The following is a 19,118-nucleotide window of genomic DNA, read 5'->3' on the forward strand; positions in this document are numbered from 1 at the left end:
GCAGGAGCGGGCAAGCTCGCTCCTGCAGTCAAGGCGCCTCAGATGCTAAGGCGCATCGACAAATCCACCGCCTTCACATCCTTGGTCATCGCGCCAATCGAGATGTAATCCACCCCGGTCTCGGCGATGGGTAGCAGGGTGCTTTCATTGATCCCACCGCTGGCCTCCAGCTTCGCCTTACCGCCGTTCAGGCGCACGGCTTCACGCATATCGTCCAGGCTCAACTCATCGAGCATGATGATATCCGCGCCCGCCGCCAGGGCTTCGCGCAGCTCATCCAGGCTTTCAACTTCGATTTCCACCGGCTTGCCGGGGGCGATCTTGTGGGCGGCCGTGATTGCCTGGGCAATGCCGCCACAGGCCGCGATATGGTTTTCCTTGATCAGGAACGCGTCATACAAGCCGATACGGTGGTTGTGGCAGCCACCGCAAGTCACTGCGTATTTCTGCGCCAGGCGCAGCCCCGGCAGGGTTTTGCGGGTGTCCAGCAGCTTGACCTGGGTGCTGGCGACAAAGTCCGCGAGAAATTGCGCGCGGGTGGCGACCCCGGACAGCAACTGCAGGAAATTCAGCGCACAGCGTTCGCCGCTGAGCAGCGAGCGTGCCGGGCCTTCAAGGCGGAACAGCACCTGATTGGGGCTGACGCGCTCACCGTCAGCCACTTGCCAATGCACGGCAACCCGAGGGTCCAGTTGGCGGAACACCGCATCCACCCAGGCCGTTCCGGCGATGACAGCGGTGTCGCGGGTAATGATGGTGGCCGTGGCCAGCCGTTCGGCCGGGATCAACTGCGCAGTGATGTCGCCGCTGCCGATGTCTTCCAGCAGTGCGCGGCGCACGTTGGCTTCGATTTCGGCGGTGAGGTCGGCAAGACGGAGATTCGGCATAACAGGCTCCACAGACAAAGTGCCCCGATTATAGGGGCAGTGCGCGTTCGAACCCAGGCTCACTACTCATTTACCGTGCAAAGGCAGAGTTTGCTGGCGCACCTGCCCTCATTTGCCAGATAATCTAGCGCCTTGCAATTGGCGTCATAGCTTTGACGTTCAGAAAGATACCGCCGTTTCAGGAGGCCAGGATGCACAATGACGCAAAGGTGGTGCCTTTCAATAAGGCGTCCGCCACGCCATCGCCGCTCGCCAGACTGCCGGTAGTGTTGCTGCAGGTCCGCGACAAGGCGGCGCAACAGCTGCAGCAAGGGCTGCAGGACCTGTTCGATAACGCCGACGACACCTTGTTCGAAATGGCCGACAAGGCGCGCAACAACCTCGACCATCATATTTTCTTCGAGGCCATGCGCGACCTGCGCCTCAAGCGCAAGAACTTCGAGCGCGTGTTCATGGAGCGCCTGTTTGAAGCCTTCGCCAGCCTGGGTCAGGCAGGGCGTGGGGAATTGCAGTTGGTGCCAGTGGTTTCCTACGACGCGGCACCGGGCTCATCCAGGGATGACCTGGAAAAAGCCGTTACGCTTGAAGCAATGCTGGATCGGGTGCGGCATCGTGATGGCCTAGCCCTGGGGCAACTCACGGCGCGCTTGAGCGCGTTGCTCGGCAACCACCTGGATGATCGCGAGAACCCATTGGGGCCAGCACTGCTGTGTGAGTGCTTCCTGCGGGCGGGACGCAGCCTGGGCGTGGAGATCCGCGTCAAACTGATCATGCTCAAGCTGTTTGAAAAATACGTACTCAGTGACGCCGACCAACTGTACGGCGAAGCCAATCAGTTGCTGGTCGCGACCGGTGTGTTGCCTGAACTCAAGGCCGTACCGTCCCGCCGGCGTGAGGCGCGTGAGGCCCGTGAGCTTGCGCGCGAAGAAACCTTGCCGCCTGTCGACGAAAATGGCCAGGAAGCCTTCGCTGCGCTGCAGCCGTTGCTCACCGCGGTACGCGGTAGCGTGGCGCCGACCCTTGAAGCCAGCGCCGAACCCTTGCCCATCTCCCCCCGTGACCTGCTGCGCCTGCTGTCCCACTTGCAGCAATATGTACCCGAGCCTGAGGTCGAGGATGATTTCGACCTGCGCAACCAGCTTGAACAGTTGCTCACCCGCGTCAGCGTCAAGAGCGGTAAGTCGCGGGTGGTGGAGGAGGCGGACGAAGATGTGATCAACCTGGTCGCGTTGCTGTTCGAATTCATCCTCAACGACCGGGCCGTGCCCGATGCCTACAAGGCCTTGATCGGTCGCCTGCAGATCCCGATGTTGAAAGTGGCGGTGCTGGACAAGAGCCTTTTCAGTCGAGCCAGCCACCCGGCGCGACGCCTGCTCAATGAAATCGCCACCGCTGCCATGGGCGCCAGCCAGCGCGACCCTCTGTACCTGCGCATCGAGCAGGTGGTGCAGCGCTTGCTCAATGAATTTGTCGAAGACCCGGTGATCTTTTCCCAATTGCTCGCCGAGTTCAGCGCCTTCACCGCTGATGAGCGACGGCGCAGCGACTTGCTTGAACAGCACACCCGTGATGCCGAAGCCGGGCGTGTGCGCACCGAAGCTGCGCGTCAGCGCGTGGCCGATGTGCTGAACAAACGCCTGCTTGGCAAGACGCTGCCGCGTCCGGTCGTGCAATTCCTGCAGCAGGCCTGGAGCCAGGTGCTGTTGCTGGCCAGCCTCAAGCATGGCGAGCAGTCGGTGCAATGGCAGGCGGGGCTGCGCACCATGGACGAACTGATCTGGAGCGTCGGCCTGCAGCAAGACACTGAAGCCGGGCGTCATTTGCTGGGGCAACTGCCGGGCTTGCTCAAGGCCCTGCGCGACGGATTGACCAGCGCCGCGTTCGACCCCTTCAGCACCCGCGAGTTTTTCGTGCGTTTGCAGGCCTTGCATGTCCAGGCCCCTGGCGGGGGCGACGAATGGATCGAAGTGCGTGAGCCGTTTGTACTGACCTCTGCGTTACCCGATCCGGTCCGCGATCTGCCGGACAACGACCCCGACCTGCTGAAAGCCCGACAGCTCAAGGTGGGTGATTGGGTGGTGTTCGAGGGAGACGAAGCGACTACGCTGCGCTGCCGGCTGACGGCGATCATGGCGCCGGCCGACACCTATGTCTTCACCAGCCGCACGGGGCTCAAGGTGTTAGAGAAAAGCGCGGGCCAACTGGCAGTGGCGTTCAAGCGGGGCGCGCTGCACACCCTGGACGCTGGCCCCTTGTTCGAGCGTGCCTTGACTGCCGTCGTGGGCAAACTGCGTCAACTCAATCGCGGCAAGTGATCGCAACCGAAGGGGCGAACGCGGCATACTGGTCACATGTTGTCTCGTTCAAGGAACCTGTATGCAGTTGGACCCCACCAGCGGTTGGTGCAAAGGCATCCGTCATTGCCCTTCGCCCAACTACAACGAGCGCCCCGCCGGCGAAATCTCACTGCTGGTGGTGCATAACATCAGCCTGCCGCCGGCGCAGTTCGCCACCGGCAAAGTGCAGGAATTCTTCCAGAACCGTCTGGATGTCACGGAACATCCCTACTTTGAAGGGATCGCCGACCTACGGGTGTCTGCGCATTTTCTGATTGAGCGTGATGGTGCGGTGACGCAGTTTGTGTCCTGTCTCGACCGGGCCTGGCATGCCGGGATCTCACAGTTCGAGGGTCGGGATACCTGCAATGACTTTTCCCTGGGGGTTGAGCTCGAAGGCACGGATGACCAGCCGTTCACTGACGCCCAATATGCGTCGTTGACCAACCTGACCCGCCAGTTGCTGGCGGCTTACCCCGACATCACGCCTCAGCGCATTTGTGGTCACAGCGATATCGCTCCGGGTCGCAAGACCGATCCCGGCCCGGCTTTTGATTGGACGCGCTTTCGCAGCGCCCTGCAGGATGGAGGACACGCACGATGAGTTTCCTGGTGTTGGTGCTGGCCGTATGGATCGAGAAGTTCTCGGCTCTGCGCCAGCGGTTACAGCGTGATGGTGGTTGGCTGCGTGAACTGGCCAAGCTGGAATCGAGCCCACGCATGGGCAAGCAGCCCTGGTTGATCCTGGCATTGCTGGTGTTATTACCGGTGGCCTTGCTGGCGTTGTTGCTGCTGGTGCTGGAACCGGTGGCCTACGGACTGTTGGCGCTGCCGGTGCACCTGCTGGTGGTGATCTACAGCCTGGGCCGTGGTGATCTGCTCGCCGGGCTGGGTCCCTTTCGCGACGCCTGGCGACGGGGCGACCTGCAAGCCGCCGAGCATGTCGCCGAGCGTGACCTGACTCTGAGCGCCGACAGTGGTGAACAGTTGCTCGAACGCGTCCAGGGCCATCTGTTGTGGCAGGCCTACCAGAGCTTTTTCGCGGTGATTTTCTGGTACTTCCTGTTGGGCCCGGTTGCCGCGCTGGCTTATCGCTTGCTCGCACTGGCCAGTGAATACAGCAAGAACCCTCTGGTGGCCGAGCGGGCCGGGCAACTGCGCCACGCATTTGACTGGCTGCCGGTGCGCCTGCTGGCAGCCAGTTTTGCCCTGGTGGGCAACTTCGTCGCCGTGGGCCGCGTGATGCTGCACGAACTGTTGAGCTGGGACATCAGCGCCGCCGAACTGGTGGAAAAAGTCGGCCTGGTCGCCGCTGAAATCCCGCCACCGGCGGTCGGCCCCGATGGCATCAACAGCCTGGACCGGCTCTGGGAACTGCTTTTGCGTGCGGCGGTGCTGTGGTATGCCGGGTTTGCGATCTGGACGGTGTTGCCTTAACGCCCTATCTCATTAACCTTAAGTTACAAAACTCCCTTTCAAATTGAGCTATACAGATGCTGGCTAACTGCCGCCCTGCGCCTCGATAAAAATAAAAGAAAGGGAGTTAACCTGTGAAGAGCTTGCTCTATCCCGCCGTCGCGCTGATGAACCGCCTGAGCTTCGGCATGAAGTTCAGCTTGATCAGCGTGTTGTTCCTGCTGCCGATGCTGGCGACCAACTATTACCTGGTGCGTGATTCGTGGCGCGAATACCAGGGCACGCGGGTGGAGCTGCAGAGCCTTGATTTGCTCGGTAGCAGCCTGGCCCTGCGCCGCGACCTGGAAACCCTCAACAACCAGGTGCAGATCAACGCCACGCTGGGCCAGTCCGGCAAGGCGGGCGATCTTGAGGGCAAGATCAGCGCCCTGGAACAAAGCGTGCTGAGCCGCCTGCAAAGCCTCAACGCCATGGCGACTGAGCCCGAGCAAATTGCCGCTTTTGACGCCAAGCGCGACGAGTTGATCGCAGCCTTCAAGGCCCAGCAACAGGAAACGTCGTTGCTGAGCAAAAGTGCTTTGATTGGCAAGTTGCTCAACAAGGCGCAGATGCTCAGCCAGATCATTGCCAGCCAAGCCGGTTTGAGCCGCGACCCCCAGAGCGACCTGCGCCAACTCAGTGAGCTGATCACCAGCGTGACCCCACTCGTCACACAGACCCTGGGGGAAGGTCGAGCAATGGGCGCGTATTCCCTGGGGCAGGGTTTTCTCAACTCGTCGTCCAGCACACGGTTTGACGAGTTGTTGCAGCAATTGGAAAAAATCCAGGCCGAATATGGCCTGAAGTTGCAAGATGCCTTGGGCTCCAGCAAAGCCGCCCATGCGGCTCTCGACGGCCTGGCCAAGTCCAGCAGCGCCAGCCTCAAGCAAGGCAGCGAGTTGTTTGACGAACAGGTGGTGATGGCCGAAACCCTCGACGCGCCCTGGCAGGATTTCTACGACGGCGTCAGCCGATTGATGGCCCAGACGTACCAGTTGGATGACGCCACTCTGACGTTCCTCGGGCAGCAATTGGAGCAACGCCTGGCACAGAACCGTACGCATATGGTGGTGCTGGTCTCGGCCCTAAGCGCGGTGTTCCTGCTGATTTTCTACTTGTATGCAGGCTTCTACGCCTCCACGCGCACCACCTTGCGGCGCTTGGGCGCGATGATGGATAAGGTCGCGGCCGGCGACATGACCGTCACCTTTGTCGCGCAGAGCCGCGATGAGCTGGGTGACCTCGGCCAGGTGTTCAATGGCACCGTGGCGAAGATCCATGACTTGATCGAGCGCGTCGGGCACACCGTCAGTCAGGTCGAGCTGCAGGCCGGGCAGGTGGAGACGGTCTCGGCCCAGAGCAACCAGGCCGTTTCCGGGCAGCGTATGCAGATCGAACAGGTGGCGACGGCCATGAACCAGATGTCGTCCACTGCCCAGGAAGTCGCGCGCAGTGCGGCGGCGGCGGTCAGCAGTGCCCACAGCGTCAACGACGAAACCGTCAGCGGCCGCAGCCTGGTGCAATCCCAGCAGGGCAGCATTGCGCGACTGGCGACGGAGATCGATCAGTCGGTGCAGGTAATCAACCAACTGGCCACCGACAGCCAGTCCATCAGCAGCGTGTTGGAAGTGATCAAAAGCATCGCCGAACAAACCAACTTGCTGGCGCTCAACGCGGCCATCGAAGCCGCACGCGCCGGCGAGCAAGGGCGTGGGTTTGCGGTGGTGGCCGATGAGGTGCGGACCCTGGCGCGCCGTACCCAGCACTCCACCGAGGAGATCGAGCAGATGATCAGCCGCTTGCAAAGCGGCGTGGCGGCGGCCGTGAAAGCCATGGGCAGCAGTCATGATATGGCCAGTGGCACCGTGGGGCAGTCGGAAAGGGTTCAGCAAGCCCTGGAAAATATCCTCGGCGCCGTCGGGATGATCGTCGATCAAAACCAGCAGATCGCCGCCGCTGTGGAGCAACAAACCGCCGTCGCCCACGATATTGACCAGAACATCGTTGAAATCAATCGGGCTGGTGAGCATGCCGCCGAGGGCGCGTATCAGACCGAAGCGGCGAGTCGACAGCTGTCGCTGCAGGTGATTGAGTTGAAACAATTGATCGGCGCGTTTCGGGTATGAGAATTGAATGTAGGATTTATCGTTTCATGGTGTGGCGCTTGTCCTGATTTTGCTGCGTCTCTTTTCTGGAGCCGTGAATGGGTGAAACTTGTTTCACTCGATTTCAAGTCCGGGGGAGGCACAGCGATGACCGCTGCGATCGGCATCAAAGGGCACTGCGCCCATTGTGATATCACCTTTAATCTCAAGCCTTGGCAACTCAACGCCATCGCCATCGAAGAACCGTTCGATTGCCCTTACTGCCAATGGATCTTGCAACTGAACTGCCCTCGACAGTTGCGCCAGTTCAGGTCCCTGGACCAGTGGGCGCTGGTGCGCCCGAGCATGGTGGTGTTGACCTGCATGGTGCTGATCGTGGCGTTGGTGGCGGAGTGGGTGGGGCTGATCAGTGTGATCGGCCAATTCAACATCTCGTTGGTGGTCTTACTGGTGCATTTGCTGGTGTTGCGATACGCCCGTCACCGCCAGCGCCTGATCTTGAATCTGCAACGGGTAACGCCCGCGCTACCAGTTGAACAGCTCGCACGCATTGCGTGTGCTCGCCTCAGCCAGCAATAGAGGGCTGATGCCCATGCGCTCGGCAAGCTCAGTGCAGATAGCCGGCAGGTGTTCGGGGCTGTTGCGCTGGCCGGGATACATGGCGGGCGCCATATCCGGTGAGTCGGTTTCCAGTACCACGGCGTCCAACGGCAGGTGGGCCAGCACCTTGTGCATGCGCAGGGCCTGAGGCCAAGTGGCGGCGCCCCCCAGCCCGAGTTTGAAGCCGAGCTTGATGTATTCGCGGGCTTCTTCGCGGCTACCGGCAAACGCATGGATGATGCCGCCACGGGGCAGGCGAATGCGCTTGAGGGTAGCGATGACGTCCGCGTGGCTGCGACGGACATGCAGCAGCGCCGGCAGCTGGAAGTCCACGGCCAGTTTCAGTTGGGCCTCAAACAGGCTTTGCTGGCGTTCGCGGTCCAACTGTTCGAGGAAGTAATCCAGCCCGATTTCGCCTACCGCACACAGTTGCCGGTGACCGTGCAGGCGAGTCAGCCAGTCGCCGAGCTCCGTCAGGTCGGCGGGGCGATGGTCATTGAGGTAGACCGGGTGCAGGCCAAACGCAGCGAACAAGCCTTCGTCCGTTTGCACCAGATCCCACAGCCGCTGCCAATTCTGCTGATACACCCCCAGCACCACCATGCGTCGCACGCCCAGCGCTCGGCTGTGAGCGAGGACTTCCCGGCGATCGCTGTCGAAATCCGGGAAGTCCAAATGGGTGTGGGTGTCGATCAGCTCCACGCTCAAGCCTCGCGAATACGCTGCTTGAACGTCCGGCCGATGGCATGCACGCCGGGTTGGTACTGCTCGTCTTCGACCGCGACCAGGGCCAGGCGCAGCGCGGTCTCGGCGATCAGTTGATGTTGCTGGGCCATGGCGTTGACCGGCAGCGGCAGGAAATCCAGCAACTGTGTATCACCAAAGGTGCCGAGGCGCAGCGGCCGCGATTTGAGTGGGAAGTCATGCAGCGCGTCGAACACGCCCTGCAGCAGCACGTAGGACGTGGTCACCAGTGCGTCAGGCAAGTGCCCCAGTTGCTGCAGAAGTTGCTCCATCAACTGTCGGCCACAGTCGCGGCTGAAGGCTTCGCCGTGTTCGACGATCACCTCGCCGGTGAACCCTTCCAGCGCTTCACGGAAACCGGCGGCACGCTCCTGGCTGATGCTCAGCTCGGGCCGCGCGCCGATCAGCACAATCTGCTTGGGCAGGGGTTGCAACAGGCTGCTGGTCAATTGCTGGCACGCCTGGCGGTCGTCGCTGACCACCGAGCAGAATTGATCTGCGCCCATCACCCGGTCGATGGCAATCACCGGCAAACCCTTGGCCTGCAGCTCGCGGTAACTGTCATCGCTGGCCGGCAGGCAACTGGCGACAAACAGCGCGTCACACCGCCGGGCGCGGAACAGTTGCAGCAATTGACGCTCGCTGTCGGCATCGTCGTCGGAACTGGCGATCAGCAGTTGATAGCCGCGCGCCCGGGCACCTTGCTCCAAAAGCTTGGCGATGCGTGCGTAACTGGGGTTTTCCAGGTCGGGCAGGATAAAGCCCAAGGTGCGCGTGTGCCGACTGCGCAGCCCGGCGGCCTGAGGGTTGGGGGTAAAACCATGGGCTTCGACCACAGCACGCACCCGTTCGACGGTGGCGTTGCTGATGCGTTGCTGTTCGGCCTTGCCGTTGATGACGTAGCTGGCGGTGGTTACGGACACACCGGCAAGACGGGCGATATCACTGAGTTTCAAACCGGGATTTCCTTGTTTTCTGGAGCGGGCCCCGACATTTTCTCCAATCGTAACCGATTCCTGTACACGACCAATGTCCTGGCTCAAGCGCCGAGTGGTTCTTCAAGGATGCGCAATTAACGCGTAGTCTTCCATAAGATCTAGATTAAACGTTTCAGCCAGCGTATTTTTACGACGTTCGCGACTGAGTGGCTACTGCCAATTGACTACTTAGTCAGTTAATCATGAACACCCTTTACACTGTTTGTTTAAAACAATACCTAGTGCGCCACCGCACTAACTAGGAGAACGGCATGCTTGAGCTCACTGTAGAGCAGATTTCCATGGGCCAGGTGGCCGTGGACAAATCTGCTGCCTTGCACCTGCTCGCTGAAAAACTGGTGGCCGACGGCCTGGTCGCCGAGGGATACCTCAGCGGTTTGCAAGCCCGTGAAGCCCAAGGCTCGACCTTCCTCGGTCAAGGCATTGCCATTCCCCACGGCACTCCCGAAACGCGCGATCAGGTGTTCTCCACCGGTGTGCGCCTGCTGCAGTTTCCCGAAGGGGTGGACTGGGGGGACGGCCAGATCGTGTACCTGGCCATCGGCATTGCCGCCAAATCCGACGAACACCTGCGCCTGTTGCAACTGCTCACCCGCGCCCTCGGTGAAACCGACCTGGGCCAGGCTCTGCGCCGTGCCGGTAGCGCCGAAGCGCTGTTGAAACTGCTGCAGGGTGCGCCGCAGGAACTGGCGCTGGATGCGCAGATGATCGGCCTGGGCGTGTCCGCTGACGACTTCGAAGAGCTGGTATGGCGCGGTGCACGGCTGTTGCGTCAGGCCGATTGTGTGAGCAATGGTTTCGCTGCCGTGTTGCAGCAGGTCGATGCGCTGCCCCTGGGCGATGGCCTGTGGTGGTTGCACAGCGAGCAGACCGTCAAGCGCCCGGGCCTGGCGTTTGTCACCCCGGACAAACCTATGCGCTACCTCGGCCAGCCGCTCAATGGCCTGTTCTGCCTGGCCAGCCTGGGGGAAGCCCACCAGACGCTGCTCGAACGCTTATGCGCCTTGCTGATAGAAGGTCGCGGCCAGGAACTCGGCCGCGCCACCAGCAGCCGCGCCGTGCTTGAAGTGCTCGGTGGAGAATTGCCACCAGACTGGCCTGCTGCGCGCATTACCCTGGCCAACGCCCACGGCCTGCACGCGCGCCCGGCGAAGATCCTTGCGCAGTTGGCGAAAAGTTTTGACGGCGATCTCCGTGTGCGCATCGTCGATGGCCCGGTGGGCGCCGTGTCGGTGAAAAGCCTGAGTAAATTGCTGAGCCTCGGCGCGCGTCGCGGCCAGGTGCTGGAATTTATCGCCGAACCGAGCATTGCTGGCGACGCGCTGCCCGCACTGCTGGCAGCGGTGGAAGAAGGCCTGGGTGAAGACGTCGAGCCGCTGCCGACCGTGAGCGTCCAGCCTGAAGTCCTCGATATCGAGCCGGAGCTCAGCGCACCCTTGGCCGGTAGCCAGGTTCAGGCCATCGCCGCTGCGCCGGGCATCGCTATCGGCCCTGCGCACATTCAGGTTCTGCAAGTCTTCGATTACCCACTGCGCGGCGAATCTTGCGCCATCGAGCGCGAGCGCCTGCACAGCGCCCTGGCCGATGTGCGCCGTGATATCCAGGGGCTGATCGAACGCAGCCAGTCCAAGGCGATCCGCGAGATTTTCGTCACCCACCAGGAAATGCTCGACGACCCTGAACTCACCGACGAAGTCGACACGCGCCTCAAGCAAGGCGAAAGCGCTGAGGCGGCATGGATGAGTGTGATCGAAGCGGCGGCCAAACAGCAGGAGTCGTTGCAGGATGCCTTGCTCGCCGAGCGTGCCGCCGACCTGCGTGACATTGGCCGTCGTGTGCTGGCGCAACTGTGTGGCGTCGAAACCGCCCAGGAACCGAGTGAGCCTTACATTCTGGTGATGGACGAAGTCGGTCCGTCTGATGTGGCCCGGCTTGATCCGGCGCGCGTCGCTGGCATCCTCACCGCCCGCGGCGGCGCGACGGCCCACAGTGCCATTGTCGCCCGCGCCCTCGGTATTCCCGCGCTGGTGGGCGCCGGTCCGGCGGTGTTGCTGTTGGCCGCCGGTACGCCGTTGTTGCTGGATGGCCAGCGCGGGCGCCTGCATGTGGATGCCGACGCCGCTACCCTGCAACGCGCCACGGTCGAGCGCGACACCCGCGAACAACGCCTGCAAGCGGCCTCGGCACAACGCCACGAACCCGCGTTGACCCGTGACGGTCATGCCGTGGAAGTGTTCGCCAACATCGGCGAAAGCGCTGGCGTCGCCAGCGCGGTGGAGCAGGGCGCCGAAGGCATCGGCTTGCTGCGCACCGAACTGATCTTCATGGCCCATCCGCAAGCGCCGGACGAGGCTACCCAGGAAGCCGAATACCGCCGCGTCCTCGATGGTCTCGCCGGTCGTCCGCTGGTCGTGCGCACCCTCGATGTGGGCGGCGACAAACCGCTGCCTTATTGGCCGATCGCCGAAGAGGAAAACCCCTTCCTCGGCGTGCGCGGCATTCGTCTCACCTTGCAACGCCCGCAGATCATGGAAGCCCAACTGAGGGCGCTGCTGCGCTCGGCGGACAACCGTCCGCTGCGCATCATGTTCCCCATGGTCGGCAGCGTCGATGAGTGGCGCGCCGCCCGTGACATGACCGAGCGCCTGCGTCTGGAAATCCCGGTGGCGGACCTGCAACTGGGCATCATGATCGAAGTGCCGTCGGCCGCGTTGCTCGCGCCGGTATTGGCCAAGGAAGTGGACTTCTTCAGTGTCGGCACCAACGATCTGACCCAGTACACCCTGGCCATCGACCGTGGCCACCCGACCCTGTCCGCTCAGGCCGATGGCCTGCACCCGGCAGTGTTGCAACTGATCGACATCACCGTGCGTGCAGCCCATGCCCATGGCAAATGGGTTGGCGTGTGCGGCGAGCTGGCGGCGGACCCGTTGGCAGTGCCGGTATTGGTCGGCCTGGGGGTGGATGAGTTGAGCGTGTCCGCCCGCAGCATTCCCGAAGTGAAGGCGCGCGTGCGCGAATTCAGTCTGAGCGAGGCCCAGGGCCTGGCGCAAAAAGCACTGGCGGTGGGCTCACCTGCCGAAGTGCGAGCCCTAGTGGAGGCCGTATAGATGGCAAGGATTCTGACCCTGACGCTGAACCCGGCGTTGGATCTGACGGTACGCCTGGCGCGCCTGGAACCGGGTGAAGTCAACCGCAGCGAAACCCTGCTGACCCATGCCGCCGGCAAGGGTGTGAACGTGGCGCAGGTGCTGGCCGACCTGGGCCATGAATTGACCGTGAGCGGCTTTCTCGGTGAAGGCAACCCCCAGGCCTTTGAAGCGCTCATTGCACAGCGTGGGTTTACCGACGCGTTTATCCGCGTGCCCGGTGAAACCCGCAGCAATATCAAGATTGCCGAGCAGGATGGCCGGGTCACCGACATCAATGCACCGGGGCCGCAGGTGACAGAACAGGCGCAGAACGCCTTGCTGGACAAACTGGCGCAGATTGCTCCCGGCTTTGATGCGGTGGTGGTGGCCGGCAGCTTGCCACGCGGCGTCAGCCCGCAGTGGTTCAAGGGGCTGTTGGAGCAGTTGAAACGCTATGGTTTGAAAGTCGCTTTGGACACCAGCGGCGAAGCACTGCGCGCGGGTTTGCTGGCCGGCCCATGGCTGGTCAAACCCAATACTGAAGAGCTGGCCGAAGCCCTGGATAACGCCACCGATGCGGTCAGCCAACTGCACCGGCAAGGTGTCGAACATGTGGTGGTCTCCGACGGTGCCGCCGGCGTGAGCTGGTACAGCCCAAATGCGGCGCTGCAGGCCACACCGCCCAAGGTCACGGTCGCCAGCACCGTAGGCGCCGGCGATTCGCTGCTGGCCGGTATGCTCCATGGTCTGCTCACCGGGGATACGCCGGAACAGACCTTGCGCCGCGCCACGGCGATTGCCGCGATGGCGGTGACGCAGATCGGTTTTGGCATCAGCGATCACGCGCAGTTGGCGCGTCTCGAAAGCGGCGTTCAAGTGCGCTCGCTGACAGAACAATAAGAGGGTTTGTGATGAAGTTAGCCATTGTTACCGCCTGCCCGAACGGCATGGTCACCAGTGTGCTGTGCGCCCGCTTGTTGGACGCCGCCGCACAGCGTCAGGGCTGGAGCACCAGCGTTGAAGTGGTGGATGTGCAGCGCCCGGAACGCCAGCTCTCCCAGGCCACGATCGACGATGCCGAATGGGTGTTGTTGGTCAGCAGTACCCCGGTGGATATGCAGCGGTTTGTCGGTAAGCGCGTGTTCCAGAGCACGCCGGCCCAGGCGCTGGCGGATGTCGACGCGGTATTGCGTCGCGGCGCTGAAGAAGCCCAGGTGTATGTCGCCACGCAGCAGGCGGCTGAAAATGCACCACGTATTGTGGCAATCACGGCTTGTCCGACGGGCGTGGCGCACACCTTCATGGCCGCCGAAGCCTTGCAGCAGACCGCCAAGCGGCTGGGCTACGACTTGCAGGTCGAGACCCAGGGCTCGGTCGGCGCACGCACGCCCTTGAGCCCGCAGGCTATCGCTGAGGCCGATGTGGTGCTGTTGGCGGCGGATATCGAAGTCGCTACCGAGCGCTTCGCCGGCAAGAAAATTTACCGCTGCGGCACCGGCATTGCCCTCAAGCAATCCGAAGCCACCCTCAACAAGGCCCTTGCTGAAGGCGCAGTGGAAAGTGCGGCCAGCGGTGCCGTGGCCAAGAAAGAAAAAACCGGCGTTTACAAACACCTGCTGACCGGTGTGTCGTTCATGTTGCCGATGGTGGTGGCGGGCGGGTTGTTGATTGCGTTGTCCTTCATGTTCGGCATCACTGCTTTTGAAGAGAAAGGCACACTGGCTGCTGCCTTGAAAACCGTCGGCGATCAGGCCTTCATGTTGATGGTGCCGCTGCTGGCGGGCTACATCGCTTATTCCATTGCCGACCGTCCTGCGTTGGCCCCCGGCATGATCGGCGGGTTGCTGGCGACCACCTTGGGTGCTGGTTTTATCGGCGGGATATTTGCCGGTTTCCTCGCCGGTTATTGCGTCAAGCTGATCACCCGCGCGGTGCAGTTGCCGCAAAGCCTGGATGCGCTCAAGCCGATCCTGATCATCCCGTTGCTGGCGAGCCTGTTCACCGGCCTGGCGATGATCTACCTGGTCGGGCCACCGGTGGCGCGCATGCTTGTGGGCCTGACGGAATTCCTCAACACCATGGGCACCACTAACGCCGTGCTGCTGGGCATTCTGTTGGGCGGCATGATGTGCGTCGACCTCGGTGGGCCGATCAACAAGGCCGCATATGCGTTTTCCGTCGGCATGCTGGCGGCGCACAGTGGCGCGCCGATTGCCGCCACCATGGCGGCCGGCATGGTGCCGCCGATCGGCATGGGCATCGCTACGTTCCTGGCACGCCGCAAGTTTGCCCAAACAGAGCGTGAGGCCGGCAAGGCGGCGATCATTCTGGGGATGGTGTTTATCTCCGAAGGCGCGATTCCCTTTGCGGCCAAAGACCCGCTGCGCGTGATCCCGGCCAGCATCGCCGGTGGCGCGTTGGCCGGCGCGCTGTCGATGTACTTTGGTTGCAAGCTCGCGGCGCCCCACGGCGGCCTGGCGGTGCTGGTCATCCCGAATGCGATGAACCATGCGCTGCTGTACCTGCTGGCGATTGTCGCGGGCAGCTTGCTGACCGGTCTGGTGTACGCCTTGATCAAACGTCCGGAAGCGCAAGAGCTGACTGTCGCACCCGTGTCATAACCCCATGCTGTAGTGGCCCTTTTGATACTCAAGAGGGCACCTGCATGAGCCACTTCGATCTCGGCCGCCGCCGCGTGATGCAAGCCGTCGGCGCCGGCCTGTTGCTGCCGGGCCTGGCCCCGGCGGTGATCGCCTCTGTGAAGGACCGGCCGCAACTCACCGACGGCGTGCAGTCCGGCGATCTGCTCGGTGATCGCGCCATGATCTGGAGCCGCAGCGATCGCCCGGCGCGCATGGTGGTGGAGTGGGACACCCGCAGCGTATTCAGCAACCCGCGCAAATTCATTTCGGCCCTGGCCGATAACCGGACCGACTTCACGGCCCGCGTCGAACTCACCGGTCTGCCCGCCGATCAGGCGATTTTCTACCGCGTGCATTTCGAAGATGCCCAAACCGGCGTCGCCAGCGAGCCGTGGTTCGGCCACCTGCGCAGTGTGCCGCAACAGCGCCGCGATATTCGTTTCGTGTGGAGCGGCGACACCGTCGGCCAAGGCTTCGGCATCAACCCGGACATTGGCGGCATGCGCATCTATGAAGCCATGCGCCTGCGTTTGCCGGACTTTTTTATCCACAGTGGCGACACCATCTACGCCGACGGCCCGGTGCCGGCGCAACTGACGACCGAAAACGGGCGTATCTGGCGCAATATCACCACCGAAGCCAAGAGCAAAGTCGCCGAAACCCTGGATGAATATCGCGGTAATTACCGCTACAACCTGATGGACGAAAATGTCCGTCGCTTCAACGCCGAAGTGCCGCAGATCTGGCAGTGGGACGACCATGAAGTGGTGAACAACTGGTCGCCGAGCAAGCAGTTGGATGAGCGTTACCAGGTCAAGGACATCAACACCTTGGTCGGTCGTGCACGCCAGGCGTGGCTGGAATATTCACCGATGCGCCGGCAGAGCGCCGATGGCGGCGGGCGGATTTATCGCAAGCTCAGCTATGGGCCGTTGCTGGAGGTGTTCGTGCTGGATATGCGCAGCTATCGCGGGCCGAACGATGACAACCTGGGCGCTGAAAAAACCTTCCTGGGCCGGGAGCAATTGGACTGGCTCAAGCGTGAACTCAAGGGGTCGCAGGCGCAGTGGAAAGTCATCGCGGCGGACATGCCTATTGGGCTGGGTGTACCCGACGGCGAAGTAAGCCCCGGCGTACCGCGCTGGGAAGCGATTGCCAACAACGACCCTGGCGCACCGCAAGGGCGTGAGTTGGAAATTGCCGAGCTGCTGGGGTTTTTAAGGGCGCAGAAGGTGCGCAACCACGTATGGCTGACGGCGGATGTGCATTACTGCGCGGCACATCACTATCACCCGGATCGTGCGGCGTTCCAGGATTTTGAGCCGTTCTGGGAGTTTGTGGCCGGGCCGTTGAACGCGGGGAGCTTCGGGCCTAATCCATTGGATAAGACCTTTGGGCCTGAAGTGGTGTTCGAGAAGGCACCACCGGCGCAAAACACGTCACCATTTGCCGGGTTTCAGTTTTTTGGCGAGGTGCAGATAGATGGGCAGACGGCGGAGTTGACCGTCATCCTGCGGGATTTGGATGGGGTCTCAGTGTTCGAGCAAACGCTGCAACCCGCCTGATTTGGAATGCAATGAAAACGGCGGGAGTTGGCTTGCCTGCGATAGCGCTAGTGAATTCACCCTCGCTGTCGCAGGCAAGCCAGCTCCCACCGTTGCCAATCAGTAGACGTCGCGACGATAACGGCCTTGTTCGATCAGCCGCTCCACGGCCTCACTGCCGAGTATGTCCACCAACGCCTGATCCACCCCGGCCGCCATGCCTTGCAGACTCCCGCACACATAAATCGCCGCGCCGTCGCTCAGCCACTTACGCAACACGTCGGCTGACTCCCGCAGGCGATCCTGCACGTAGATTTTCTCTTCCTGATCGCGAGAAAACGCCAGATCGAGCAACGCCAGGTCACCGCTGGCCAACCAGCCCTGCAACTCGTCCTGGCACAGGAAATCATGGGCGATATTGCGCTCGCCAAACAGCAGCCAGTTGCGCTGCTGGCCATCGGCAACACGCGCCTTGAGCAAGCTGCGCAGGCCGGCCAGGCCGGTGCCGTTGCCCAGCAGGATCAGTGGCACGGGGATGTCTGGTAGATGAAAACCACTGTTGCGGCGCAGGCGCAGGCTGATGCTTGAGCCGAGGGCGGCATGTTCGGTGAGCCAGCCTGACCCCAGGCCCAGGCTGCCATCGGGGTGGCGTTCCTGGCGGACGATCAATTCGAGTACGCCATCGCTGGGAATCGAGGCGATGGAATATTCGCGCATTCCCAGGGGCACCAGCGCGTCCACCAGCGCCTGGGCGTGCAGGCCGACCAGGTGAGCGCGATGCGTCGGCAATTGGCGAGTGGCCAAAGCCTGGTCGAGGGTGTGCGCCATGCCGTCGATCAACACGCCGTTGCTGCCGGCCAGACCCAGGCCTTCGAGGAAGTGCTCGATGGCCCAGGGGCAGTTGCGCGGCAGCACTTCCACCAGGTCACCGGCTTGCCAGCTGTGTGGCGAAGGCGAGGTGAGGCCCAGTAAATAGACACCGGAACCTGCGCTGTCGCGGTTGAGCAGGGTGCGCTGACACAGCGTCCAGTTTTCGTATTGGGCGGTCGGCCAAGCGGCCGCCGGGGCGTGACCGGTGAGCTGGCCGAGTTGTTGTTGCCAGTGCAGCAGGGCAGTGGTGTCGCCGCTGTCGACTTCCACCGGGGCAAACAGCGCGTTGCCGCCCTGGTTGGTCAGCCAGAAATGCAGGCGCCGCGCGAAGCCGCAGAAGTGTTCGTATTGACGATCACCCAGGGCCAGTACCGAGTAGTTCAAGCCCTTTAGGGACAGGTCCTGACCGAGCACACTGCGCTCGAAACCGCGGGCGCTGTCGGGCGCTTCGCCGTCGCCGAAGGTACTGACCACGAACAGCGCATTTGCCGACTGGCGCAGGTCATCCTGGCTGACACTGCCCAGGGACTGCACCTTCACCGGCAAGCCGGCCGCCTGCAATTGGCCGGCTGTCTGCCAGGCCAGTTGCTCGGCAAAACCGCTCTGGCTGGCAAAGCCGATCAACCATGGCGGAGCATCGCTGGTGTTGGCCGTGAGGCCTTTACGCGCGTCACGCACCTGGCGTTTCTTGCGACGCCGATCCAGGTACAACAGCCAGCCGGTAATGAAGAACAACGGCATCAGCACTGAACTGAGCGTGAGAATGATCCGCCCCACCAGGCCGAAGTAGCTTCCGGTGTGCAGCGCGTAGACGCTGGTCAGCAGTTGGGAACCGAGGGTTTTGCTGGCGTAGCGGTCGTGGGATTTGACCTCGCCAGTTGCCGGGTCCAGGTTGATCTGGTTCAGCGCACGGTCATGGGGCGAGTTGTCCAGCAGGTAGTAAACGATGGCAGGTTGCCCGGCGACGGCCGGCATGCGGATATTGTAGGCACTCAAGCCTGGGCCGGCGTTGCTGTAGATACTGCTCCAGATCGCATCGTAATTGGCCACGGGCGCCGGGCCTTCGGGGGCCGGTCCGCGTTTGCGCACGCGTTCATTCTGTGGGGCATCGGACAGCAGTTTGGTCAGGCCCTGGCTGTACCAGTCGTAGGACCAATACAACCCGGTCAGCGCCGACAGCAGGTAGGCCAACAGGCACCAGGTGCCGAATACCGAGTGCAGGTCCCAATTAAAGGCACGGCCCTTTTTGCGCCAATCCAAGGTCAGCCAGGCACGCCAGCTCGCCACCTGGCGCGGCCAGCGCAGGTACACACCGGAGAGGCAGAAGAACACCAGGATCAGCGTGCACGCGCCGGTGATGTTGCGCCCGATATCGCCCATCACCAGGAAGCGGTGGAACTGCAGCAGGAACCCGAAGACCTCCTGGCCGACCACATCGCCCAGGTAGTTGCCGGTGTAGGGATCGAAATAGCGCAACTGGCCACGGCGTTCACCGGGCGGCGGGGTGAAGAACACGCGGGCGGCGTTGCCGCTTTCGCTCTCCACGAACAGCATGGCCACGGTCTTGCCTTCGGTCGCTTCCAGTTTGCGCACCAGCTCGGCGGGCGGCAGTACGCCGGCTTCGCGTGTTTGCACGGTCAGTACGCTGGGGTTGAGCGCCCGCAGTATTTCATCCTGAAACGAGACCGCAGCCCCGGTGATCCCCATCAAGGCCAGCACCAGCCCGGCGGTAATGCCGAAGAACCAGTGCAACTGGAACAGGGTTTTCTTCAACACGTCTGACCGCCTCGTCTATCCGGATATGTA

General features: G+C 62.3%; 13 protein-coding genes. 9 read left to right on the top strand and 4 right to left on the bottom strand.

What is annotated here, in order from left to right:
- Nucleotides 1-38: 38 nt before the first annotated feature.
- Complete coding sequence (gene nadC, locus AB4N92_RS16150; protein WP_010213228.1) at nt 39-887, bottom strand: carboxylating nicotinate-nucleotide diphosphorylase; 849 nt, start codon at nt 885-887, stop codon at nt 39-41.
- A gap of 191 nt (nt 888-1,078) precedes the next feature.
- On the opposite strand from nadC, the gene AB4N92_RS16155 reads away from it, so the two are divergent.
- The 5 genes from AB4N92_RS16155 (at nt 1,079) to AB4N92_RS16175 (ending at nt 7,362) form a co-directional block, all read left to right on the top strand.
- On the top strand, nt 1,079-3,202 hold the full coding sequence (locus AB4N92_RS16155; protein WP_010213227.1) for a DUF1631 domain-containing protein: 2,124 nt from the start codon (nt 1,079-1,081) through the stop codon (nt 3,200-3,202).
- Between the two features lie 61 nt (nt 3,203-3,263).
- Nucleotides 3,264-3,827: a 1,6-anhydro-N-acetylmuramyl-L-alanine amidase AmpD gene (gene ampD, locus AB4N92_RS16160; RefSeq protein ID WP_010213226.1), complete on the top strand. Its 564-nt coding sequence runs from the start codon at nt 3,264-3,266 to the stop codon at nt 3,825-3,827.
- The gene (gene ampE / locus AB4N92_RS16165; RefSeq protein ID WP_236266875.1) at nt 3,824-4,660 is read left to right on the top strand and encodes a regulatory signaling modulator protein AmpE; all 837 of its coding nucleotides are present in this window, start codon (nt 3,824-3,826) and stop codon (nt 4,658-4,660) included. The genes ampD and ampE overlap by 4 nt, the downstream gene beginning before the upstream one ends.
- Nucleotides 4,661-6,099: 1,439 nt before the next feature.
- Nucleotides 6,100-6,804, top strand: a complete 705-nt coding sequence (locus tag AB4N92_RS16170) for a methyl-accepting chemotaxis protein (protein ID WP_392397730.1) — start codon at nt 6,100-6,102, stop codon at nt 6,802-6,804.
- A gap of 126 nt (nt 6,805-6,930) precedes the next feature.
- Nucleotides 6,931-7,362 (top strand): hypothetical protein, encoded by a 432-nt coding sequence (locus AB4N92_RS16175; protein WP_021491908.1) that lies wholly within the window; start codon nt 6,931-6,933, stop codon nt 7,360-7,362.
- On the opposite strand, the gene AB4N92_RS16180 is transcribed toward AB4N92_RS16175, so the two are convergent.
- Together AB4N92_RS16180 and cra are read right to left on the bottom strand one after the other, a co-directional pair.
- On the bottom strand, nt 7,309-8,085 hold the full coding sequence (locus tag AB4N92_RS16180) for a TatD family hydrolase (RefSeq protein ID WP_236266873.1): 777 nt from the start codon (nt 8,083-8,085) through the stop codon (nt 7,309-7,311). The two genes, AB4N92_RS16175 and AB4N92_RS16180, sit on opposite strands and share 54 nt — an antisense overlap.
- A gap of 2 nt (nt 8,086-8,087) precedes the next feature.
- Nucleotides 8,088-9,083, bottom strand: a complete 996-nt coding sequence (cra, locus tag AB4N92_RS16185) for a catabolite repressor/activator (RefSeq protein ID WP_021491906.1) — start codon at nt 9,081-9,083, stop codon at nt 8,088-8,090.
- Nucleotides 9,084-9,376: 293 nt separating this feature from the next.
- Here cra and ptsP point away from each other — a divergent pair, with 293 nt between their 5' ends.
- The 4 genes from ptsP to AB4N92_RS16205 are packed head-to-tail and all read left to right on the top strand — an operon-like array spanning nt 9,377 to nt 16,463.
- Nucleotides 9,377-12,235 (top strand): phosphoenolpyruvate--protein phosphotransferase, encoded by a 2,859-nt coding sequence (ptsP, locus tag AB4N92_RS16190; RefSeq protein WP_021491905.1) that lies wholly within the window; start codon nt 9,377-9,379, stop codon nt 12,233-12,235.
- Nucleotides 12,236-13,156, top strand: a complete 921-nt coding sequence (gene pfkB / locus AB4N92_RS16195) for a 1-phosphofructokinase (RefSeq protein ID WP_010213213.1) — start codon at nt 12,236-12,238, stop codon at nt 13,154-13,156.
- A gap of 11 nt (nt 13,157-13,167) precedes the next feature.
- Entirely contained in the window at nt 13,168-14,877 is a 1,710-nt protein-coding gene (locus AB4N92_RS16200) for a PTS fructose-like transporter subunit IIB (protein ID WP_010213212.1), read from the top strand.
- Between the two features lie 44 nt (nt 14,878-14,921).
- Complete coding sequence (locus AB4N92_RS16205) at nt 14,922-16,463, top strand: alkaline phosphatase D family protein (protein ID WP_236266872.1); 1,542 nt, start codon at nt 14,922-14,924, stop codon at nt 16,461-16,463.
- 99 nt (nt 16,464-16,562) lie between these two features.
- Here AB4N92_RS16205 and AB4N92_RS16210 read toward each other — a convergent pair whose 3' ends face one another.
- Nucleotides 16,563-19,088 (bottom strand): PepSY domain-containing protein, encoded by a 2,526-nt coding sequence (locus tag AB4N92_RS16210; RefSeq protein WP_021491902.1) that lies wholly within the window; start codon nt 19,086-19,088, stop codon nt 16,563-16,565.
- Between the last annotated feature and the right edge of the window lie 30 nt (nt 19,089-19,118).

This window comes from Pseudomonas sp. S3_A09 (assembly GCF_054668065.1).